Annotated in this window: 20 protein-coding genes; 14 read left to right on the top strand and 6 right to left on the bottom strand. The window is 47.4% G+C overall.

The genetic code is table 11. The annotated features are described in order from the left end of the window. Positions 1–61: 61 nt before the first annotated feature. The gene (locus GJR95_RS39555) at positions 62–3,490 is read right to left on the bottom strand and encodes a HEAT repeat domain-containing protein (RefSeq protein ID WP_162391117.1); all 3,429 of its coding nucleotides are present in this window, start codon (positions 3,488–3,490) and stop codon (positions 62–64) included. Positions 3,491–4,079: 589 nt separating this feature from the next. Between GJR95_RS39555 and GJR95_RS39550 the strand changes: the two genes are divergently transcribed. Then, the gene (locus GJR95_RS39550) at positions 4,080–4,985 is read left to right on the top strand and encodes a sugar phosphate isomerase/epimerase family protein (protein WP_162391116.1); all 906 of its coding nucleotides are present in this window, start codon (positions 4,080–4,082) and stop codon (positions 4,983–4,985) included. Between the two features lie 130 nt (positions 4,986–5,115). On the opposite strand, the gene GJR95_RS39545 is transcribed toward GJR95_RS39550, so the two are convergent. Continuing rightward, positions 5,116–5,913 (bottom strand): alpha/beta fold hydrolase, encoded by a 798-nt coding sequence (locus tag GJR95_RS39545; RefSeq protein ID WP_162391115.1) that lies wholly within the window; start codon positions 5,911–5,913, stop codon positions 5,116–5,118. A 559-nt stretch (positions 5,914–6,472) separates the two neighbouring features. Here GJR95_RS39545 and GJR95_RS39540 point away from each other — a divergent pair. The 5 genes from GJR95_RS39540 (at position 6,473) to GJR95_RS39520 (ending at position 9,658) form a co-directional block, all read left to right on the top strand. Beyond that, the gene (locus tag GJR95_RS39540; RefSeq protein WP_162391114.1) at positions 6,473–7,717 is read left to right on the top strand and encodes a carboxypeptidase-like regulatory domain-containing protein; all 1,245 of its coding nucleotides are present in this window, start codon (positions 6,473–6,475) and stop codon (positions 7,715–7,717) included. 114 nt (positions 7,718–7,831) lie between these two features. Next, positions 7,832–8,080 (top strand): hypothetical protein, encoded by a 249-nt coding sequence (locus tag GJR95_RS39535; RefSeq protein ID WP_162391113.1) that lies wholly within the window; start codon positions 7,832–7,834, stop codon positions 8,078–8,080. 56 nt (positions 8,081–8,136) lie between these two features. Next, positions 8,137–8,391: a hypothetical protein gene (locus tag GJR95_RS39530; RefSeq protein WP_162391112.1), complete on the top strand. Its 255-nt coding sequence runs from the start codon at positions 8,137–8,139 to the stop codon at positions 8,389–8,391. Between the two features lie 100 nt (positions 8,392–8,491). Further along, the gene (locus GJR95_RS39525) at positions 8,492–8,881 is read left to right on the top strand and encodes a DoxX family protein (protein WP_162391111.1); all 390 of its coding nucleotides are present in this window, start codon (positions 8,492–8,494) and stop codon (positions 8,879–8,881) included. 69 nt (positions 8,882–8,950) lie between these two features. Beyond that, complete coding sequence (locus GJR95_RS39520) at positions 8,951–9,658, top strand: hypothetical protein (protein ID WP_162391110.1); 708 nt, start codon at positions 8,951–8,953, stop codon at positions 9,656–9,658. A 290-nt stretch (positions 9,659–9,948) separates the two neighbouring features. On the opposite strand, the gene GJR95_RS39515 is transcribed toward GJR95_RS39520, so the two are convergent. Further along, positions 9,949–10,605, bottom strand: coding sequence for a hypothetical protein (locus GJR95_RS39515; RefSeq protein ID WP_162391109.1), 657 nt, complete (start codon positions 10,603–10,605; stop codon positions 9,949–9,951). A 141-nt stretch (positions 10,606–10,746) separates the two neighbouring features. Here GJR95_RS39515 and sufB point away from each other — a divergent pair, with 141 nt between their 5' ends. The 5 genes from sufB (at position 10,747) to GJR95_RS39490 (ending at position 16,193) form a co-directional block, all read left to right on the top strand. Further along, complete coding sequence (gene sufB / locus GJR95_RS39510; protein WP_162391108.1) at positions 10,747–12,225, top strand: Fe-S cluster assembly protein SufB; 1,479 nt, start codon at positions 10,747–10,749, stop codon at positions 12,223–12,225. A gap of 176 nt (positions 12,226–12,401) precedes the next feature. Further along, positions 12,402–12,644: a hypothetical protein gene (locus GJR95_RS39505; protein WP_162391107.1), complete on the top strand. Its 243-nt coding sequence runs from the start codon at positions 12,402–12,404 to the stop codon at positions 12,642–12,644. Positions 12,645–12,651: 7 nt separating this feature from the next. Then, complete coding sequence (locus tag GJR95_RS39500; protein ID WP_162391106.1) at positions 12,652–12,951, top strand: type II toxin-antitoxin system RelE/ParE family toxin; 300 nt, start codon at positions 12,652–12,654, stop codon at positions 12,949–12,951. Positions 12,952–13,036: 85 nt separating this feature from the next. Continuing rightward, positions 13,037–14,245 (top strand): class I SAM-dependent rRNA methyltransferase, encoded by a 1,209-nt coding sequence (locus tag GJR95_RS39495; protein WP_162391105.1) that lies wholly within the window; start codon positions 13,037–13,039, stop codon positions 14,243–14,245. Between the two features lie 190 nt (positions 14,246–14,435). Next, a complete protein-coding gene (locus GJR95_RS39490) occupies positions 14,436–16,193 on the top strand; it encodes a pyruvate dehydrogenase complex dihydrolipoamide acetyltransferase (RefSeq protein WP_162391104.1) in 1,758 nt (585 codons plus the stop codon). A gap of 160 nt (positions 16,194–16,353) precedes the next feature. Here GJR95_RS39490 and trxA read toward each other — a convergent pair whose 3' ends face one another. Together trxA and GJR95_RS39480 are read right to left on the bottom strand one after the other, a co-directional pair. Next, positions 16,354–16,698 (bottom strand): thioredoxin, encoded by a 345-nt coding sequence (trxA, locus tag GJR95_RS39485; RefSeq protein ID WP_162391103.1) that lies wholly within the window; start codon positions 16,696–16,698, stop codon positions 16,354–16,356. Positions 16,699–16,818: 120 nt separating this feature from the next. Beyond that, positions 16,819–17,688: a sterol desaturase family protein gene (locus GJR95_RS39480; protein WP_162391102.1), complete on the bottom strand. Its 870-nt coding sequence runs from the start codon at positions 17,686–17,688 to the stop codon at positions 16,819–16,821. 429 nt (positions 17,689–18,117) lie between these two features. Here GJR95_RS39480 and GJR95_RS39475 point away from each other — a divergent pair, with 429 nt between their 5' ends. The 3 genes from GJR95_RS39475 (at position 18,118) to GJR95_RS39465 (ending at position 19,464) form a co-directional block, all read left to right on the top strand. After that, positions 18,118–18,540, top strand: a complete 423-nt coding sequence (locus GJR95_RS39475; protein ID WP_162391101.1) for a hypothetical protein — start codon at positions 18,118–18,120, stop codon at positions 18,538–18,540. A 249-nt stretch (positions 18,541–18,789) separates the two neighbouring features. Continuing rightward, a complete protein-coding gene (locus tag GJR95_RS39470; protein WP_162391100.1) occupies positions 18,790–19,125 on the top strand; it encodes a hypothetical protein in 336 nt (111 codons plus the stop codon). Positions 19,126–19,164: 39 nt separating this feature from the next. Continuing rightward, a complete protein-coding gene (locus GJR95_RS39465) occupies positions 19,165–19,464 on the top strand; it encodes a hypothetical protein (protein ID WP_162391099.1) in 300 nt (99 codons plus the stop codon). 103 nt (positions 19,465–19,567) lie between these two features. Here GJR95_RS39465 and GJR95_RS39460 read toward each other — a convergent pair whose 3' ends face one another. Further along, complete coding sequence (locus GJR95_RS39460) at positions 19,568–20,776, bottom strand: DUF2252 family protein (RefSeq protein WP_162391098.1); 1,209 nt, start codon at positions 20,774–20,776, stop codon at positions 19,568–19,570. Between the last annotated feature and the right edge of the window lie 128 nt (positions 20,777–20,904).

The following is a 20,904-nucleotide window of genomic DNA, read 5'->3' as shown; positions in this document are numbered from 1 at the left end:
TTAACCAGCAATCAATCTGCTGATTAAACCAGGTTTTACCGCTCGAAATCTCGAATGGGTTTTACTTATCTTCCTTCAATGTCGACAGGAAACTAACCACATCCCGAATTTCCCGTTTTGTCAGCAGGTATTTCATTTCGGGCATACTCGATGGAGCGGTTGTTCGCTTCGCAACCTGATCTTTACGGATGGCGGTATCTGGCTGATCCCCCACTTTTACTTTGATCTCTGTGCTGGTCTCACCCTGCAAAATACCACTGACGGTTTTGCCATTTTTAAGCTTCAGGTTGACCGTGCCAAATCCAGGCGCTAAACGGGCACTTGGGTTGATCAGGGCTTCCAGCAGTTGTTCACGAGTGAGTCGGCTTGCTACGCCGTTCAGACGAGGACCAGCATTGCCCCCCAGGTCATCGTAGGCATGACAGCGGATACACTGCGCTGTTTGGTGGCGGAAAAAGATGCGTCGGCCCAAATCGGGTTCACCTCCGAGTAAACTTCCCTTGTAGGAAGCGGCCAGCGCATCCGGTGACAGTTTAGACGTGATTGCTTTATAGCGGGCAGCCAATTGTGGAGAGTGACTACTTTCGATAGCTTCCTCTAATTCCAGTTGAAGTTCGGCGGGCATCGTGCCTGCGGTCATTTTAGCCAGGAACTGGTCGAACGCCTTCTGTGAACTGGCAATAGGAAGTTTCCCCAGCGTGAGCAGGGCTGCCTGCTTTTCTTCGGTTGTCCGGGTATTGATCACCTCTGTCAATAAACTCACCATCCGGTCTTTGGGCATGTCCGATTTGGCTAATAAATCTAACCCTGCTACCCGTACACTTTTCTCGCTGTCGGCCAGGGCTGTTTCAATAGCTTTACTGACTTGTTTATCGTTCATCGAAGCCAACGCCCGCAACGCAGCGATCCGGACAGCCGCTTCTTTGTCGCCCGTTAACCGGCTGAACAACGGCTCAGCCGCTTCGGTCAGGTTTAGCTTGGTGATGGCTTTGATCGCACTCAGCCGTAGAGTCAATTCTGGATGCGTCAGCAACTTGATGTAGCTATCGGCAGTTTTCGTTTTGAGCATAGCCCCATCTCGCTCAATGACACCCCGGTAGCGTCCATCAACCCGATCCAGCACGGACGGTTTTGCCCACGTACTCAGCGCTTCCAGCGCTTCGGCCCGCATGGCCAGTGGGTTGCCTTCTTTCTGGGAATAGTCAATTAGGGTTTGCATCGCTTCAGGGGTTCCTACCCGCAAATTCGCATTGATGACGCGCCGTAGCAGGGCTTCATTCGTGAAGGTCGTCTTTTGTAACACCTTGCCCAATGCCGGGAGTGCATCTGGAATAGACAGATCATCATTGATGCCCCGAGCGGCTTCGGTCACGACAAATTCATCTTTATCGTCCAGGAAACTGGCAATACCCGGATCGCTCATACGTCGAAGTGCCACCACGGCAGCAATTCGTACCGCCCGCGACGAATGACTGGCTAAAGCCACAACTGGAGCTGCTTTCCCGATGCGGGCGAGCGCGAGGCTACCCGCATGGCGGATGTACGCGTCTTCGTCGTTGTTGGCCTCCAGGAGTTGAATAATAGGCTGAATGGCAGGCTCATAAGCAATGCGCCCCAGGGCCTCGGCAGCAAAGAAACGAGTCCGGCTGTTGGCATCTTTCAAGAGCGGAATCAGGGCTGCGCCAGCTTCTTTGTAGCGAACATCGCCTAACCATTTGGCCGCCTGGGCACGAATCTCAGGATCTTTATCGTCGAGTAAAGGCATCAGTAACTGGCCATATTGCTTATCCTGACGGGTCAGTTGACTAATACCCCAGATACCATGCACTCGGGCCAGTTGATTGTCGGTTTGTTTGATCGCTGTAGAAAAAACTGCAGCGCCATTGGTACCCCGTTTGGCTAATTCGAACTGGGCTTTCTGCCGAACGCGCATATCGGGATTCTTCAATAATTCACCTAAATCAGTTTCTGAGCGTTGACCAAACTTTTCGGCCAGCAAAGCTTTGGTTCGCTGACGATCAGCCGATGAAGCGCCTGCTTTATCATCCAGTTTCCAGATGCGGCCATAGTCTTTGGCATCCCAGCCATTGATCCAGTCGGCTACATAGAGAGCACCATCGGGGCCGAAATCAATACCCGTGGCCAGTACGTTGCCTAGAATTTTTTTCTGTTCGCCCAACTCAAAGGAGGCTCCTTTCGGTTTCAGCTTAAATGAATGAATGCCTGAGCGAGCAGGATTGCCCACAAATTCAGCGATAAAAAACGTGTTTTTGTAAGCTGGGCTTAAAGCCGTACCCGGATTGTAGCGCATTCCGGCCGGGCCGCTCACAAAATTGGCGATCGTTGGCGTAATGTAAGCGGCCTGACCCTCAAAGCGAGGCTTATACATTTGCTCATCCATCCAGACTTTATAGGTATTGTTATTTGGGTCGCGGTATTTACCGTACTGCCAGTTACTGCGCCAGCCCGTATCTGAGCCGTTAACAATATAAACCAGTCGCTCTTTCTCGCCCGGATGGTCGCCGTCATTGTCTTCGCTGATCAGGTTGCCGTATTCATCAAATACAAATTCGTGGGTATTGCGAACACCATGAGCAAATACTTCAAAATCGCTACCATCGGGATTCGACCGCACAATGACGCCACTATTGGGATACGCCCATTGTTGCCCATCCGGCCCTTTACCATTGAAGCCAATATCACCGATTTGCCAGTAGATCTTGCCATCTGGCCCCATCTCGATACCCGACATCCCATGACCACCAAAGCCTACATGAACCCCATAACCATGTGAAATAGAGGTTTTTGTTTCAGCAATACCGTCGCCATCTTTGTCTTTCATGCGCCATAAATCGGGCGCTACGGCCACAAACAGATCATCACCGTTGCTTAAAACACCACCGGCCACATCGGTTACTTCGTCGTGAAAGTCATCGACAACCAATTGTGACAAATCAGCGACGCCATCACCGGATGTGTCTTCGATTCGGTAAATATTTTCCTTCTCGACTGTCATGTCCCGCCAATCGTGGGAGCCATCCCCGTTGAGGTCTTTTAACCAGTCATTTTTTGCACTGTTTTCGGGCGATAGAACCCGGTGCAGGAAGGCACGTTTATCCTCAATGCTTTGCAGACGGTTCGATTCGATCTCCCAATCCTGATGGCTCCGAATATCAAATTCTGAATTTTTCTGCCGATTGGTTCGGGTGTAATATAGTCTACCAGTATCATCTATATCAATGGCAATCGGATCGGCAACTAACGAATCTACGCCCCACAAACGCAACGTCAGCCCCTCGGCTAATTCGGGGGTGACCGTGGCCTCGATCGCTTTTGCCAATTGGGCGGCTTTTTCGGGAGCCATGCGTTTGATCCGGCGATCTATTGGGTCTTTCTCGACCTGATAGCCCACCAGGCAGAGCGTGGGAGCCAGCGCGAGGAGCCAGAGCCGTTTCCTGTTTGTCAATAAACTCATGGTACTTTTTCTCATATACTTTCTAATAAATAGGGAATGTCGACAATAAGAAGGCGTTACCTGCCAACTCTACTTATTTTCTATGGAACTACTGGTAAAAGTAATACCTGATTGTACGATCCGCATTGACTGCCAGATTTATCTATTGACATGAGTCCCGATGTAATCAGTACTCTAAACTTTTTTGATGGCGAATCTAACAGATTCTGTAGGCTCTGTCTGCTACACACCACAGGCCCAATCATTTCTCCGTCGTAAAGCCGTTAAAAGGATGAACAAGTTGCTGAAAAATCGGCGATTGCCAAAATACAGGGCGGATTGGACTAGCAAGAGATAATAATGTATTCGTTTGGGGAGAAGTCAGTAGTAAGTATATACGACGACTTTTAGTTGGAAACGTATTCGTTTCAGTCTGATCAATAAGTTGCTTACTTTGGGGCTTCAACTTAAATTCCTGACTTAAACCATGGACTACTTGGACCAGATCGTTTTCGCTTGTTTATTGCCCCAAACGTATTTATTCTATTGATCCAATACTCATTCAGGCAACGATTTGCTGCCGAATAAACTCATTCCTTCACCTAATCATTCGTCATTGATTCGCATGCAACCGGAAAACCATACATCCAGAAGAAATTTTATAAAATCTGCCACTGGACTTATAACCGGACTATCCGGTATTGATATACTGGCTCGACAGACGAGTTCCGATCAGGCCAGTGCTGGCTTTTCGCTGCCGTTGGGTGTTTGTACCTCTTATGACAAGGCCAGTCTGGTAAAGGGTTTGGGGTATTCATTTGTGGAGGAAAGTGTGGGCCGGTTTCTAATTCCAGATTTGGGTGATGGTCAATACGAAAAAAATCGGCAGGCGCTGAAAACCGAGAACGTTCCGGTTCGATCCTATATTTACTTTTTTCCGGGCACGCTAAAGTCAGTGGGACCGGAACTGCATCATGAGGCTATTTTACAACGGGCCGATCTGGCTCTCAAGCGGGCGAAAGAATGCGGCTCGAAGAATATTGTCTTTGGCAGTGGTGGTTCGCGGGCTATTCCTGATGGGTTTGATCGGGCTACTGCCAAAGCACAACATATCGCTCTGTGTCAGAAGATGGCTCCCATAGCCGAAAAATACGGGGTTACTCTGGCGGTTGAACCACTGAACCGGGGAGAGACTAATTTTATCAATAGCCTGGCGGAAGGAGTAGAAATTATTCAGGCCGTTAATAATCCCTGGTTCCGGTTGCAATGTGATATCTACCACATGCTCAAAGAAGACGAGAAGCCGGAGGAGATCATAAAATATGGCCAGTACATAGTCCATTGCCACATCGCCGAAAAACAGAGCCGCACACCACCCGGTGTAAAAGGGGATGATTTCAAGCCTTATTTCCGTGCTTTGAAACAAATAAAGTACCAGGGAGGATTGTCCCTGGAATGTGTCTGGGCCGATTTTGACAATGAAGTAAAGCAGGGCCTATCGGTTGTCAAGAAACAGTTGGCCGAAGTTTGAGGACTCTAAAACGCTTTGATAAAAACGTTCACCCATCAGCGGTTTATCAATAGCAGGACTTTGGCTCGAAACCGTGCTACGGTTCATCAGCACAGATAAACTGTAGCACGATTTCGAGCCAAAGTCCTGCTTATTTTTCTTTCAAAAATGTTACCACGGCCGTAGCGAACTCGGGGGTTCGCATGGCTCCACCATGATCGCCCGGCACGACCACCAGATGCGAACCCGGCACTGCATCGACCAGCGTTTGCGGATCACCGTTATCTTTATCCTTGTCGCCGTTGACAACGAGTAAGGGGACTTTTATTTTCGCTAACTCGGCCCGCGTAGTAACGGGCTGAAACTCCTGTAAACGAGCCAGTACCACCGTGTCGGCTCCAGATTTTTTGGCGTAATCAATAGCTCCCTGCAATTCGGGATGGCTGCCCGGTTTGGTCAGGGCTTCATGGAAATTTTTGCGCCGATACCAGTTTGGATCGGAGAAATCGACACTGATGCCCCCCATAACGGCCCGGTGCACCTGCTTATCCATTGTCAGTAATTTTGCCGTTAAAATAGCTCCCCGCGAATAACCAACCACATCATAGTTTTTTAGGCCGAGGTGGTTCATCAAGGCCATGACATCTTTGAGTTCGGCATTGTCGCGGTAGGCTTCGGCAGTGTGCGGTTTGTCGGACAGGCCATTCCCGCGCAAATCGAGCATAACAACTTTGAAACCCGCATCGACCAGCGCCTGCCGAACAGGGGCTCGTTTCCAGCTCTCACTGGTGCTGATGAAGCCGTGCAGAAGCACCACTGGTTTGCCTTCTCCCAAAATGTCATAATGAATTTTCGTTCCATCGAAAGACGTAAATAGGGGCTCCCGGCTTGTTTGGGCATCTACCCGAATGCTCAGGAGAAGGAGCGTAACGAACAGTTTATAAATCATCTGCATCAACGGAGCCAAAAGAGATAAGTGGTCAGGACTTTCGCTTCGAGCCGTGCCACGGTTTGTTTGTGTATCAGTAGTAACCACGGTCCGCCGTTGCGACCGTCCGCGGCTGCGGTGGCACGGTTCGAAGCGAAAGTCCTAGTAGTAAATCTATAAGGCTAACCGGGATTTATTCTACCGCGTTTGCCAGCTTTATACCAACAGGTAGAACTACCGTATAGTAAAAGAATTAACGTCTCGATAGCACTTTATTCCTAACTCCGCACGATTAGCATGTAGTAGTTTTTTTTAATGCTGTCAAAAATACAATAAGTAAATATACTTAAAACAATGTGCATCGATCATTTTTTCTGAGTAGTTGTAAATAGTTGAAAATTAGTAATAATTCATGTGATATTATGTGAAAAATACAATTAAATATTGAAATTACCTTATAATATATTTTGGTAAAATTACTATAGTGAATTGGTAGGTTTACAGTTGCTTGACAATTCGTCTATACCTGAAAGGAGGTTTTAGGCTTCAATAAATTATTCATCTATCCTTTACTATGATCATGAAAACGCTCCGTAATTCCGCCTATTTACTGTTAGTAAGTATGACACTACTTTTTAACCAGTGTCAGCCTGTGACAAAGGATCTGGCTCCCGTTCAATCGAAAGGAAGCGCAAACTCATCAGCCCGCATTGATCCATCTTCCTGTTCATCTGGATTGTCGTCGATAAACGCAACGGTTGGTAATTACAGGGTTACCTTTAAGTCTGTCGCCCAGCAAGGGAGTACATATGTTTGGGAGTATGAGATAGCTAAAGTTGGCAATGGTGGTGGCCCACTCTATTTAAGCATGGGTTGCGTAACAAAAGACGATTACGATTTTGTAAGCATTGCTGACAACAACCTTAATAGCAGTGAAGAAGGATTTACGCATGGTAAAGATTGTAGTGATAATGAGGGTAATTTCTTGAAAGTTGCGGGCCTGAATAGTGCTTTTAATGGCAGTAATCCGCCAACGGTTGTTAGTTTGAAGATTGGTTTAAAAGTTGATGTGGATCAAACCGCAGGCCATGTATCCAGTATAGCTGTCGGCAGCTGTGATCTTCAGCCTATGGTAACACCAGGATGTTATCACCTGTGCGGTGTCGTCAAACAGGCACAATGTGATGATCTTCCCCCAACAGTTGTGGTGGGTGCTACGGTCACGATCACAAATGGTACGAGTAGCTTCACGGCCGTAACCGATGCCGATGGAAGCTATTGCTTCTGTGGAATACCCGCCGGTAATTATACCGTTTCGGTACTTGACCAAACAACGGATGTAACAATTCAGCCAGCGTCGGTAGATGAGTTGCTGATTACAATACCTGCCCATTGTAATGCGTGTTCGTTCAGTCAGGGGTATTACTTCCGGTCTCCGGTTGGTACTGCAGCGTCGGTGAGCTATTGGCCATTGAGCATTGGCGGGAAGTCTTATTCACGGATACAAGGTATTGCCATTTTCAATGCCCGCGCTGGAGGATATGCTAACATCTCCAATTGTTTCACGCAGGTTGCCGCCATAAAATTAAGTGCTGCTTTAGGTCACCTGACACTGAGTGGTGCTCTGCAGGCAAATGTCACCATCGTAGAGACCTACCTGGTAGGGCTGGGCTATCAATTGGATCCATCCAATAGCCTGGCTTTTCCCTCCAATACGAAACTGCCAAAAACAAGTGGAGGTATCTCGTCGTCTGCTGCCGTTACGGCAGCGGGGGCCATTAGCAGTTGGATTGAAGCTAATCATTGCACAGAAGTGCCATTTTGAGATTATTTTCTGAAAATATTAAAAAAGGCCGGCCCTGATGGATCGGCCTTTTTTGGGCGATAAACTTTACGTATCTAACCGGGTTATCTCCTAAGAAACAAATACTCAACGATCATGACAACGCTCTTAAAACCAATGTCCGGCGATGTAGAACTAATCGGTTCACGGCTTGACCGGATCGATCCCGACAATTTTCGGAACCAAAGCGGCAGCGAAGACACGGATGACGAAGATGAGGTAGTCAATGAGGATGAACTGTATGACGAACCAACTGATGAAGACGGTGATCCAACGGGTGAGCATGATCACCATCAGGACGATAACTATGCATTAGGTGGTCACGTTTCGCGCTCAGGTAGTTAGCGCTACAGGCAGATTAGGAATCTTACGGAGTTTCATAACCTATTAATGAAAACGGGATGAATGCTAACGACGATCCAGATGAGTATAACGCGGCCGATGATGACAATCAGGGTGTTGCTCAGTTAATGGCTCAGGGCGAAGAGGCAAATACGGGTGTTCCGCAGGCCGGGTATATGGACCTGGTCAGGGCCCAGGGCCCTGAGCCAGAAAAGGCGGAAGTTAATGATTCAGATGTCGATGCCAATGGAGTCAATGACGATTTGCTGGCCGAAGAAGAAGTAGAAGACGGCGATGTGTATGAAGAAGAATAATCCAGTCGGAAAATGGGTAGTGAATCATCGGGACTCTGCTTTTATAGCATAAACATATGCTGAATCGTGCAGGCGATTCTTGATTCTTTACAGTGACGTTATGACCAATAATCAATTAGCCCAGCTCGTAATGCGTATTGGGCTGGGTATCAACATGCTCATGCATGGCCTTGTGCGAATTCCCAAATTAACAACATTCGTGGCTAAAACCGGAGCCGGTTTCTCCAAAACGATTCTTCCCGAAATTCTTACGAATGCTTTTCTGTATACTCTGCCGTTTTTAGAATTCGCAAGTGGGGTCCTGATTCTGATTGGCGGGCAATTTGGTCGATGGGGCTATGTGCTTGGTGGGGCAATCATCGGTGTATTACTATTCGGAACTACGCTTAAAGAAGATTGGGCTAGTGCGGGTAACCAAATGATCTATGTCATAGCTTTTTACCTGGCCTTACGCGGTCTGGATGGCAATAGCCGCAATCGGTATCGGTGATTTTTTTCGATGATGTTCCAACGCTTCCGTCTATAGTCGACTCAGTATAGGAAACAAATCGAGTTAATAATGAAATCAACGTTGTTGTTAGTTTCCGTTCTGACGGGCAGTTTATTTACATTTTCCGCTTGTAATAAAGACGACATTTCATCACAACCAGGTCTTCCTTATCAATCTAATTTGCAGCGTGACCAGGATGGCTGGGTAGCCGATATTGTCGATTATGGCGTAGCGCAGGATACCACCATGCGGTTTAAGTCTGGCTGGAAAAGCCTGCCTTCTCCGTTAGATACAACCCGCAAATCGTTAATGCTGGAAAGCATGAATCGTAGTGATGACGCCTTCATGTTCCTGAAAAAGAAGGTCACAGGGTTACAGCCCAATAAAGATTACTCGCTGGTTTTCGATATTGAATTGGCCTCAAAATATCCAACCAATTCAATTGGTATTGGTGGCTCGCCGGGTGGGAGTGTTTATCTGAAAGCTGGCGCGTCGGCTGTTGAGCCTGTTAAAGAAAAGAAAGATGATTTCTATTCGCTCAATATCGATAAAGGGGCTCAGAATGATAACGGTAAGGATGCCATATTGCTGGGAAATGTAGGCATTGGCGATGATGAGCCAGATGCATATAAACTCATTACGCGTTCCAATGCCGATAAGCCCTTTACGGCCCGTAGTAACGCCAACGGTGAACTCTGGCTACTGGTCGGTACAGACTCCGGGTTCGAAGGATTGACAACCTTATATTACAGTCAGATTAAAGTAACAGTGAAATAACAACTTCGGAGCTATTTCTGACCCCAGGCGTGATACGGTTCTTTGGCGTAATCCTACTAACCGTGGCACGCGCTGGGTCAGGAAAAACCCTGAACTGATTTACTCAATGAACATAACGAATGCCATTACTCCGTGTGATGGCATTTGTTGTTTTAGTCTGAGCATTTACCCAAACCGATGGCGGTTGTTGCTCTCAGGCAATCTTTGTTTGAAAGGTAGAGAAAACAAGAGCCACTAAACTCAGAAACGTGGCCGATCTGCCAGGCAACAGTTCGATGCTGACCCGCTTTTCATGGCTGTTGAGGAGGGCATTTTGCCAGTTGAACGACCTTATTCCGATTAAGTTTATGGGTCATTTGCCAGCAATTGTCATATACGTCACTGTAGGTGACCTTAATTTGATAGGTACTGTCGGCAAGTAAATTTTCCATCCATTTAATGAATGGACCACCATTTTGGCCCTCTTTTTTAAAGGAAAATAGCATTCGGTTGTCGCCTTCTTTAACGGCGCTTCCGGCATAGATGACATCCGCATCTTTCCCCGCCTGTATATAATCCTGACTAATGCGAATATTCTTATTGGCTTTAAGAAGAGAGTCATACTTTTGTTGAGTTAATTGCTCATCGGGTATTGCCGTTAAATCGGCGCTAAGATCGCCCATCGCATCCAGAAGAAATTCAGTATAGCCAGCCAGACTCTTTTTATTATAGGAAGTAGAGATTGATTTGATAAAAGCGGGACCAACACCTTCATTTTCAAGAAAAACGTTCAGTTGATTGTCTACGATCTCATGCCGAACCTGCAAATAGGGCAATACTGACTTTTGCTGTTGCTCCCGAGCGATCTTGGTTTGAAAAATAGAGACAATTAATGCGGCCAGACTTAGAAAGGTAGCTGAAATGCCAAGAAGCAGCTCGATGTTGATCGATTGTTTGGGGGAACGCATTCTGGAGGGAATAGATTAGCTAAATGCCCGAAATAACGGAAAGTTTCCGATATTTGTCCAACCTGCCCGGAACATACCCACCCGGCCTTTTGTTGAAAATATAACGCAACGGTACAACAAACCACGCGGCTAACCGAGACTATGAGCAAGGACGCTGACATTTTAGAAAGCATAACCAACGCCGAATATAAATACGGATTCGAAACACTGATCGAAGCTGACGAAGCCCCCATGGGCCTTGATGAAAGCACGATTCGTTTTATTTCCGCCAAGAAAAATGAACCAGACTGGTTACTCGAAAACCGGCTGAAAGCGTTTCGGTTATGGCAGGAGATGATTGAACCACATTGGCCGAATGTCAAATACCCTAAGATTGACTATCAGGCCATTAAGTACTACTCGGCTCCCAAACAGAAGAAAACGGTTAATTCCCTCGACGAAATTGACCCTGAATTACTCGATACGTTCAAACGACTTGGTATTTCGTTGAACGAACAGAAACGACTGGCTGGTGTAGTTGACGGCGTCCAGACTGAACTGCCCCGTGTTGCCGTCGATGCGGTAATGGACTCTGTATCAGTGGCCACAACGTTCAAAAAAGACCTTGCTGAACGCGGCATCATTTTCTGCTCGATTACCGAAGCTGTTCATGAACATCCTGAACTGGTAAAAAAATACCTTGGTTCGGTTGTTCCGGCGAAAGACAACTACTTCGCTGCCCTCAATGCAGCAGTATTTACTGACGGTTCGTTCTGTTACATTCCAAAAGGCGTTCGCTGCCCTATGGAATTATCGACCTATTTCCGTATTAATGCGGCTGGTACGGGCCAGTTCGAGCGGACACTGATCATTGCCGACGAAGGTTCGTACGTGAGTTATCTCGAAGGCTGTACGGCTCCCATGCGGGACGAGAATCAGCTTCACGCAGCTGTGGTCGAGTTAATTGCGATGGCCAATGCCGAAATTAAATACTCGACGGTACAGAACTGGTATCCGGGTGATAAAGAAGGAAAAGGCGGAATTTACAACTTCGTGACCAAACGTGGTATCTGCGATGGCCCGAATGCCAAGATCTCCTGGACACAGGTTGAAACGGGATCAGCCATCACCTGGAAATACCCTTCAGTAATTCTGAAAGGCGATAATTCGATTGGTGAGTTTTATTCGGTAGCTGTCACGAACAACATGCAGCAGGCTGATACGGGCACCAAAATGATCCATATCGGCAAGAACACCAAGAGCCGGATTGTGTCGAAAGGCATATCGGCCGGTAAGAGCCAGAACTCGTACCGTGGCCTGGTTCAGGTGATGAAACGCGCCGAAAATGCCCGTAACTACTCGCAGTGTGATTCGCTGCTGCTCGGCGATAAGTGCGGGGCCCACACCTTCCCGTATCTGGAAGTAAACAATCCCTCAGCCACCGTTGAGCACGAGGCCACTACCTCTAAAATCGGCGAAGACCAATTGTTCTACTGCAACCAGCGCGGTATTCCAACCGAACAGGCCGTAGCGCTGATCATCAACGGTTACGCTAAAGAAGTGCTGAACCAACTGCCGATGGAGTTTGCTGTAGAAGCACAAAAACTGCTGGCAATCAGTCTGGAAGGAAGCGTTGGGTAATTTAAAGAAATCTTTATAGATTAAAGCCTCGGCGGAAACGCGGAGGCTTTTTTGCTTACAACTACGGGGTTATTTAAATACATGCCCTCGCCGAAATACAGATTGAAGCCAGATGAGCGGACCGTGGTTCTGAGCGAAAGTCCTATGGTTGGTGTGAACTTCTTATAAAACATACTATGACAGTAGCCGAAGAAAAAATTAAAGTAATTGAGAAGGTCCTCGAAACAGATGATGCCTATCTGCTCCGTGAAGTCGCAAGCCTACTGAACATTCCTTCATTATCAGACTATCCAGCTCAGCCAATGAGTAAGGAGACGTTTTTGGGTAAAATTGAACGTGCTGAGGAGGCCGCTCGCCAGGGAGAAGTGACCGATCATGAAGATGTGAAAAAATTGATTGCTACGTGGAGCAAAAAGTAACCATTACATGGACAAATCCCTCTCTGGAGGATTTGCAGTCATCTTTGATTTCTATGCTGCTTATTCTAATTCGCTGGCTGACCGAATCGTTAGTCGAATTATAGATCGGGTTGATTTATTAAAAAAAGGCTTTCTGGAAATAGGCCAGATTGAGCCGCTACTTTTCGACCATCCGGGCAAACCTCGTTATTTGTTGGAAGGATACCACAAAATAATCTATCGGATCATCGACTCTCAGCACGTTTTAATACTTACCGTTTTCGATGTTCGGCAAGATCCTGGCCGTCTGACAGTGCGATTTGAGTAACTATAACCCAAGTAAGCGAAGTTCTGCTCATAAAGCACCATACCAAAGAACACTAGTGTATCTTTGTCGTGTTTTTTGAACACGAATGTCATTTACTAAAATATATCTACAGGCCGGGCGTGATGAAGCCGTCCGGCGATTTCATCCCTGGGTCTTTTCACGGGCCATTGGGCGTTACGAAGGAAATCCTGAAGACGGCGATGTGGTTGAAGTATTCGACCGAAAAGGACATTATCTGGCCAGCGGTCATTACCACGACGGTAGCATCGCTATCCGTATTTTCTCGTTCGGGGCTACGACTGGTGGGCCAGTAACGCCCGATGTGGCCTACTGGACTGACAAATTAACCCACATTCGCAGCATTCGGCAGGCCATTGTAACAGGCGACACCAACTGTTATAGGCTCGTTCATGGTGAGGGTGATGGCTGCACGGGCCTGATTCTGGACGTGTATAATGGCGTTGTCGTTTTGCAGGCGCACTCGATCGGAATGCACCGCGAACGCCAGATGATTACCGAAGCATTGAGAAATGTATTTGGGAATGAATTGCAGGCCGTATATGACAAAAGCGCCGATACACTTCCCGACGAATACGGAGCCAGTGTCACAAACGGTTACCTGTATGGCCGAACGCCCGTTCCGCATCCGGTACAGGAAAATGGAAATACATTTCTGATTGACTGGATTACGGGACAAAAAACCGGTTTTTTTCTTGATCAGCGCGACAATCGTCAACTGCTGGCCCAATACGCTCCCGGTAAGAAAGTCTTAAACGCTTTCTGTTATTCGGGTGGGTTTTCGGTATATGCGCTCAAAGCCGGGGCGAGTCTGGTTCATTCGGTCGATGTTTCACAGAAGGCCATCGACCTGACGAAGCAAAATGTAGGGGCTAATTTTGGCGAAACAGACAAACACGAAGCCTATGCCGAAGATGTCATGCATTATTTGAAAGCCAGTGAAACTTCGCCGGACGATCATCAGTATGATGTCGTAGTGCTCGATCCGCCAGCGTTTGCGAAAAGTTTGTCAGCGCGGCACCGCGCTGTGCAGGGATACAAACGACTGAATGCGGAAGGACTACGCCGGGTGGCAAAAGGTGGTATCCTGTTTACATTTTCCTGTTCACAGGTTGTGGACCGGGAACTGTTCTATAATACTATCGTGGCAGCGGCCATTGAAGCTGGTCGGCAAGTACGCGTTTTACATCATCTGAGCCAGCCTGCCGACCACCCTGTCAGCTTATTCCATCCAGAGGGGGGGTATCTGAAGGGGCTGGTATTGTGGGTTGAATAGGGCTGCTTTTTACGAATGCAACAGATCAGAATGACTGCATTCAGCGCTTAACGAAATGTCTTTATCAATTGTTGATAGAGAAAACTCAGTTCGGCGATACAACATAGAACCCTTTCCGTTAATTTTGGCCCTCAACCGCCCCGGCGGCCCGGCCGGTCTTTTTACAACTCGATATATACCCTAGCTGGATATGGCTGAATTAATCCGAATGCCCAAGATGAGCGACACAATGACCGAAGGCGTCATTGCGGAATGGCACAAAAAAGTGGGCGATAAAGTAAAATCCGGCGACGTGCTGGCTGAAGTCGAAACAGATAAAGCAACGATGGACCTCGAATCCTACGAAGAAGGTACGTTGTTGTACATCGGTGTCGAAAAAGGTGCATCAGTACCTGTCGACGGTGTTTTGGCGATCATTGGTGCCGATGGCGAAGACTACAAAGCATTGCTGAATGGGTCTAGCGGAGGAAGCCAGGAAGCGGCAGCTCCCAAAGAAGAACCTAAGTCGGCTCCATCGCCAAATGGGGCTGCTCCAGCGCCGAGCGGTGCAGCAAGTGGCGAAACCGCTACTCAGTTACCCGCTCCACAGGCTGTTGCTGCTGCCCCGGCAGAGAGTGTTAATGCATCGGTCATTCGGATGCCGAAGATGAGCGATACGATGACGGAAGGGACCATCGTAGCCTGGCATAAAAAAGAAGGTGATACGGTTAAGTCAGGTGATATTCTGGCCGAAGTCGAAACCGACAAAGCCACGATGGATCTGGAAGCTTACGAAGAAGGTACGCTGCTGTACATTGGCGTGAAAGAAGGCTCAGCCGTGGCTGTAGACGATATCATTGCCGTTGTCGGTGAAAAAGGTGCCAACTTCAACGTATTGCTGGATGGCGGTACCGCTCCGCAAGCTACTGGCCAACAGGCCGCTACAGGCGAAGGTGGTTCGCAGACAGCTCAACAGAATCCACAGGCCAGCGTAGCCGCTAATGCCGATACCGATCTGTCATATGGTGGTGGCGCAGGTGATGTTTCTGAATCGAACGGACGTCTGAAAGCGTCGCCGTTGGCGAAGCGGATTGCCGAAGAAAAAGGAATTAATCTGGCTCAGGTTCACGGATCAGGCCCTGAAGGTCGCATCGTGAAAAGCGATGTTGAATCGTTTGTTCCTGGTACGCCAGCTGCTAAACCAGCTCCTGCTCAACCAGCAACTCCCGCACCAGCTCCTGCTGTTGCCCAGGCTGCACCAACACCTGTTGCTGCTCCTCAGCCACAAGGTGAATACGAAGATGTACCGGTCAGCCAGATGCGCAAAACGATTGCCCGTCGGTTGAGCGAAAGCCTGTTTACGGCTCCGCATTTCTACCTGACCATGGAAATCAACATGGACAAGGCGATGGAGTTGCGCGGAACGGTCAATGGTGTCAGCCCCGTGAAGGTGTCGTTCAACGATTTTGTGATTAAAGCGGCCGCACTGGCGCTGAAACAACATCCGAATGTGAACTCATCGTGGTTGGGCGACAAAATCCGGAAATACAAATACGTCAATATTGGTGTGGCAGTAGCCGTTGATGAAGGCTTACTGGTTCCGGTTGTTCGTAATGCTGATCAGAAAACACTATCGACGATTTCGGGCGAAGTGAAAGAAATGGCAGCTAAAGCGAAAGAAAAAAAGCTACAACCGAAAGATTGGGAGGGAAGTACATTCTCAATTTCGAACCTGGGTATGTTCGGTATCGAAGAATTTACGGCGATTATTAACCCGCCCGATTCGTGCATTCTGGCCGTTGGCGCAATCAAGCAAACCGTGAAAGTAGAAAACGGTGAGATCAAGCCGACCAATGTTATGAAAGTAACGCTCTCCTGCGACCACCGCGTGGTTGACGGCGCTACGGGTTCTTCGTTCCTGCAAACGGTTAAGCAATTGCTCGAAGATCCGATGCGGATGCTGGTCTAAATACGGGTTTTGATTTAAACCAACTAGATCAGGACTTACGTGCCACGGTTTCTATTTCGCTTCGAATGACCGTGGCACGGCATTGTATCGAAGATCTATAGATATAAGAAAGCCCCGCCTGAGCTTCAGGCGGGGCTTTCTTATATCTATTATTGGGGAATTATACCGTTGTTGGTTCCAGAGCAGCCTGTAATTTCTGCTCAAGGACGTTGCGTGGAACGGCACCGATAACTTTATCGACTAATTGGCCGTTTTTGAACACCATCAACGTCGGAATGCTACGAATGCCAAACTTAGCTGGAATCTGGGCGTTCTGATCAACGTCCATTTTAGCCACAACGGCTCTGCCTTCGTATTCGCCAGCGAGTTGCTCAACAACTGGTCCGATCATTTTACATGGACCGCACCATTCGGCCCAAAAATCTACTAAAACCGGCTTATCGGAATTAATCAGTTCGTTGAAGTTCGCATCGGTCGCTTCGACGGCATGTGATCCTGCTGCCATGAGTGAAATCTGTTTATTTAGTTTAACTTGTTTCTCCCACATAAACCGTTTTCGGGGCGATTAGTTCCGGATTGCGCGATCCATCGGGCTTGTTATAGAATATAAGATAAATAGACTAATTCACGATTGGAGTTCTTTTTGGCGTGGGGCTATGTCGCCCACGGGCGGGCGGTATTTCTGGAATGGAATCGTTAACAGATTGCCAATATGCGAATGTTCACGAGGCTTCAGGTGCGTATCGATACCATACTGGATGTCTTTGCCTGCCATTTTATGGTAAGTGCCAAACAGATGATCCCAGTACGGAAAAATATTACCATAGTTTGTATTGGTAACCGGCAAAACATAATGATGATGAACATGATGCATGTTAGGTGTCACGATGATCAATCCTAAAAGCCGATCGGCCCAGCGAGGTAACTCAATATTGGCATGGTTAAACTGCGACAAAAGCACCGACAGAGCCTGATACAAAAAAACAAGCCACATAGGCGCGCCAGTGACTAATATAGCCAGCATCGTGAAGGCGAACCGAATTACGCTTTCGCCGGGATGGTGGCGATTGGCGGTGGTGGTATCGACGTAGGTATCGGTATGATGAATCAGGTGAAACCGCCACAGAAATTTAACCTTGTGCTGGGTCCAGTGAGGTAGCCATGCGCCAACCAGATCTAACGCCATCAGCCCGACAAGTGCTTCGGTCCAAAGTGGCAGAACCAGCCATGGCAACAAACCGACCTGATGTTCTACAGCCCAGTCGCTGGTGCGCAACAGGAGAAAAGCCAGGCAGAAATTAACCAGAATCGTTGTAACTGTAAAGAAAATATTAATGCCTGCATGGGCAAACTTCCGGTAGCCAGGCGCGGTCTGCGAAAACTGAAACAGGGGAAATGCACTTTCGATCAGCCAGAAAATAGTGATGCCACCTACCAGAATCAGGCTTCGATGTAGCGACGGAATGTGCTCAAAGTAGTCGACTAAACGCTCCATGGGTTTTGTCTAATTATTTGATGTTATAAGTCAAATATACGATTCCTGCCAGATATATTTTCAGCTTCTCATGTAAGTTCTGGATCAAGCGACGGCGGTGATGGCTTTGCTACATGAGTAACTTATCGAAAGTAAAAACGATACGTTTAGCCAGCTGCTTGCTTAACAATTCGATAATATAACAGCACGCGAGTTCTTGTAGAATCTGACGCAAACGAAAACTCGATCGGCAAATCGACTATTTGCCTGTTACTCCAAATAACAAAATACAATTTTGATGCGCCAAATTTTATTTGGTTAACGAAATGCCTTCCTATTAAAATTAGTCCAGATGTTGATGCAATAGGCTTTACAGAATGATTATTCAGTTGATTATGAGCGAAAAACCCCTTCAACTACTTTTGCCATGTCAACAACCAATCGACAATAATGCTTCTCAACACAATTCAAAAAGGCGCACTAATCTTGTTCGTCTCAGTAAGTAGTCTGCTGTCGTCAAGCGCACAGACTGTTCCGGGAACGCTTGAAATGGCCGTTTTCCCAGCAAAAGCTCCGCTTAAAATTTGGCTCGTATTAGTAAAGCCAGCAACCGACAAAATCGCCCGTATCGAATTAGTTAATGGGTCTCAACAGGCCTTATACGTTAATAACCTGTCTAAAAAGGAGCAACGGATCAATCAACTCTTTGATTTAAGCGAAGTCGCTGATGGTACGTACACAATTCGGGTGACCACTGGTCCAGAAACGGTAGAAAAAACCTTTAAAGTGCAAACGCCTGTTGTAGAGGAACAAATGACAAAGCGTTCACTAACATTCGCACAGGAGCCTAAAGTGGCGGTTAGTGGTCTGTGATTAGATACGGCTTTGGCTTCGAGCCGTATTAGAATAAGCGCTTATTTCAGCTATGCCTCAACCCCAGCACCAGAATGCTGGGGTATTTCATAACTACGTATTACGACTCACCTGCCCAGGCTATCAAAATTTGCTCGACTCTATATGGTTATTCGGTCTGCTAAAAAGTCATAGGCTTATTAATCTATTACCTTTGCTCGAACAGCGACAAGCTAAAGACAATCGCTGGCCGTACGAAAAAACACTTTTATGACGAACGATTCGCTCCAGGAGCTTTATAGTTGGGTCCGAACTTGCCTGGATAAGTCAGTCATGTTGGATTACCTGATTCTTAAGGTCAACAGTCAGATTCCCAACACTTTATTGATCCTGCTACGCCAGCCAACCTCCCTGAAGGCCAATGTTGAAGTAGAAATCAGTTATTTACCGGATCGGGACCTTCCTTACCAGGCTATCTTCAGCTCGTTGCCATTCAATTCTAACATTCCCCGTCCCGATCGGCTCCGACCCAGTTTTCAAAGTCAGCAGGAAGTGATGCAGTGGCTCAAAACAGGTCAATACCAGGTTCCACTTTATTCGTTTTAGGGTAGTGTTAGAAGTACCCTTCATCCAACACCCTGCTATATGATGATAACCCTAAAAGAAGTCGCTCAAGAAAAGGTGTTGAAAAAGATTCGAAAACGACGCCAACAGGTAATCCGGACCTATGAAAAGGTCGTTCTGAAACTGGAAGCCCAACTGGAAAAAGTAAATCGAATAAATGATCAGGAAGCAGTTGCCACATTAAGAGAAATCATTCAGTCGGGACTGGATCAATCCAGAACATTACTGGAGCGCGCTCAGCAGGATTACAATTCGGTAGTCGCGAAACAGGCCGAATCCTGGAACCATAAGCAGGTACCTAAACCGGGATTTCTTCCATAAAATCATACCTGTCACGGTGAAGTCTGAGAGCTACTTTCACCCATTTATCGAATTGCGATCGAGTAAGAATCGCTAAACGCTGTTGTCAATGCCCAGAAAGTAGTTAGCTGGTGATTAACTCATTGTCTTTAAGTGAACAGAAATTCAGGTAATCCTGCTGAACCTGATGCGAATAGGCTTCACTTTTCTCGATCACTTCAGACACCCACAACGGGTTTTTAGCAAAGGCAATCAAGTCGTCGGTGATCGCTGATCCCTGTTGACCACCGCTTCGTAGATGTGCCGACGCCAGTAGTTGAGCCACCCGATTAAGCAGTTTCAACAGCCGGTCGCCTTTACGCATTGATTTGGTTAAGATCTTAAGCCGATCAGCTTGTGGTTGAAGGACACGCATCACAAAGAATTCCTGCTCAGGCCCTTCCTGTGAACTTAACCCACCAGGTGAAACATCCTGCAACCGTTGCTGTAGGGTTACGATTCGAGTGGCCTCGTTTGGCCAATTCGGTTGCTGATCGGCAAAATAAGGTAATGCAACAGAGGGCCTTGCTGCTTTAATGTCCAGCAGTTTTCGTTTACCGGCTGCCGTCTGGATTAAAGCCACGTATCGATTTAAGCCCAGACTGTTCGTACCAGCAATCCGGAAGGCAATATCAAGTGGACGAGCTCCATCTCGTTGGGATAAGATTGGGTTTAACCAAGCCAGGAGCCGATCTCGCTCCATGTCAGAAAAGGTGATGATAGCCCCTTTTTTGGATTTCAGCCGACGATCCTGGCCACGGCCCTTGGTATGCTCGTCAATTAATTCGCTCTGTGTCTGGTCGGCTGCCCGATTCAGGAACTGTTTCAGAACACCTTGAGCGGTTTCACGCTCAAGGGAGCGAGGTTTGCCTCGTATCAAGGTCTGACAATAGGCTTCCAAAAACTTTCTGGCTAGCATCTGACTTGACAGTGGAGACAAGTTGAGGTCTGGAGCGGCCACAAACAGACTAGTGAGCAGGCGGGCCACATCGACGGTGCAGGGAGCCAGTATGGATTCGTCAAAGTCGTTGATGTCAAAATACACCTGTCCATTATCGGCTCGATATGAGCCCAGGTTTTCGAGGTGAAAGTCACCACATACCCATGAATGAGGATGACCCTTAAACATTGTGTCCACCATCCAGTCCTGGTAAAATAAATAAGGAGTGGCCCGGAAGAAACGGAAAGCGCTTTCCCGCATGGCTTTATATTTCAGGGGCAAATGTTCAGGCTGGCGAGAAGAATCGGCTTGTCGAATTCGATTGACTAGGGAGTTTTGGGTAAACTTTTTCATTTTCATTGTCTAGTTACAAGGTAGATCATTCCACTGAACTAAATCAAATTGCCAAGCCAGCCGATCCTGAAAATAGCTGGCTTTTAACCCTAATCTGGATTGCTTTACTGCCTCGTTTGGCTATATCA

This window comes from Spirosoma endbachense, assembly GCF_010233585.1.
Taxonomy (GTDB): Bacteria; Bacteroidota; Bacteroidia; order Cytophagales; family Spirosomataceae; genus Spirosoma; species Spirosoma endbachense.
The sequence above is the reverse complement of the archived record's forward strand: the minus strand, read 5'-3'. Positions and strand labels throughout refer to the sequence as shown.

Excerpts from the sequence above, each read along its gene's own strand:
- GJR95_RS39540 (WP_162391114.1), top strand. The coding sequence starts at position 6,473 with ATGAAAACGCTCCGTAATTCCGCCTATTTACTGTTAGTAAGTATGACA.
- GJR95_RS39530 (WP_162391112.1), top strand. The coding sequence starts at position 8,137 with ATGAATGCTAACGACGATCCAGATGAGTATAACGCGGCCGATGATGAC.
- GJR95_RS39525 (WP_162391111.1), top strand. The coding sequence starts at position 8,492 with ATGACCAATAATCAATTAGCCCAGCTCGTAATGCGTATTGGGCTGGGT.
- GJR95_RS39495 (WP_162391105.1), top strand. The coding sequence starts at position 13,037 with ATGTCATTTACTAAAATATATCTACAGGCCGGGCGTGATGAAGCCGTC.
- GJR95_RS39480 (WP_162391102.1), bottom strand. The coding sequence starts at position 17,688 with ATGGAGCGTTTAGTCGACTACTTTGAGCACATTCCGTCGCTACATCGA.
- GJR95_RS39545 (WP_162391115.1), bottom strand. The coding sequence starts at position 5,913 with ATGATTTATAAACTGTTCGTTACGCTCCTTCTCCTGAGCATTCGGGTA.
- GJR95_RS39520 (WP_162391110.1), top strand. The coding sequence starts at position 8,951 with ATGAAATCAACGTTGTTGTTAGTTTCCGTTCTGACGGGCAGTTTATTT.
- GJR95_RS39500 (WP_162391106.1), top strand. The coding sequence starts at position 12,652 with ATGGACAAATCCCTCTCTGGAGGATTTGCAGTCATCTTTGATTTCTAT.
- GJR95_RS39475 (WP_162391101.1), top strand. The coding sequence starts at position 18,118 with ATGCTTCTCAACACAATTCAAAAAGGCGCACTAATCTTGTTCGTCTCA.
- GJR95_RS39470 (WP_162391100.1), top strand. The coding sequence starts at position 18,790 with ATGACGAACGATTCGCTCCAGGAGCTTTATAGTTGGGTCCGAACTTGC.
- GJR95_RS39465 (WP_162391099.1), top strand. The coding sequence starts at position 19,165 with ATGATGATAACCCTAAAAGAAGTCGCTCAAGAAAAGGTGTTGAAAAAG.
- GJR95_RS39505 (WP_162391107.1), top strand. The coding sequence starts at position 12,402 with ATGACAGTAGCCGAAGAAAAAATTAAAGTAATTGAGAAGGTCCTCGAA.
- GJR95_RS39555 (WP_162391117.1), bottom strand. The coding sequence starts at position 3,490 with ATGAGAAAAAGTACCATGAGTTTATTGACAAACAGGAAACGGCTCTGG.
- GJR95_RS39515 (WP_162391109.1), bottom strand. The coding sequence starts at position 10,605 with ATGCGTTCCCCCAAACAATCGATCAACATCGAGCTGCTTCTTGGCATT.
- GJR95_RS39535 (WP_162391113.1), top strand. The coding sequence starts at position 7,832 with ATGACAACGCTCTTAAAACCAATGTCCGGCGATGTAGAACTAATCGGT.
- GJR95_RS39460 (WP_162391098.1), bottom strand. The coding sequence starts at position 20,776 with ATGAAAAAGTTTACCCAAAACTCCCTAGTCAATCGAATTCGACAAGCC.
- GJR95_RS39550 (WP_162391116.1), top strand. The coding sequence starts at position 4,080 with ATGCAACCGGAAAACCATACATCCAGAAGAAATTTTATAAAATCTGCC.
- sufB (WP_162391108.1), top strand. The coding sequence starts at position 10,747 with ATGAGCAAGGACGCTGACATTTTAGAAAGCATAACCAACGCCGAATAT.
- trxA (WP_162391103.1), bottom strand. The coding sequence starts at position 16,698 with ATGGCAGCAGGATCACATGCCGTCGAAGCGACCGATGCGAACTTCAAC.
- GJR95_RS39490 (WP_162391104.1), top strand. The coding sequence starts at position 14,436 with ATGGCTGAATTAATCCGAATGCCCAAGATGAGCGACACAATGACCGAA.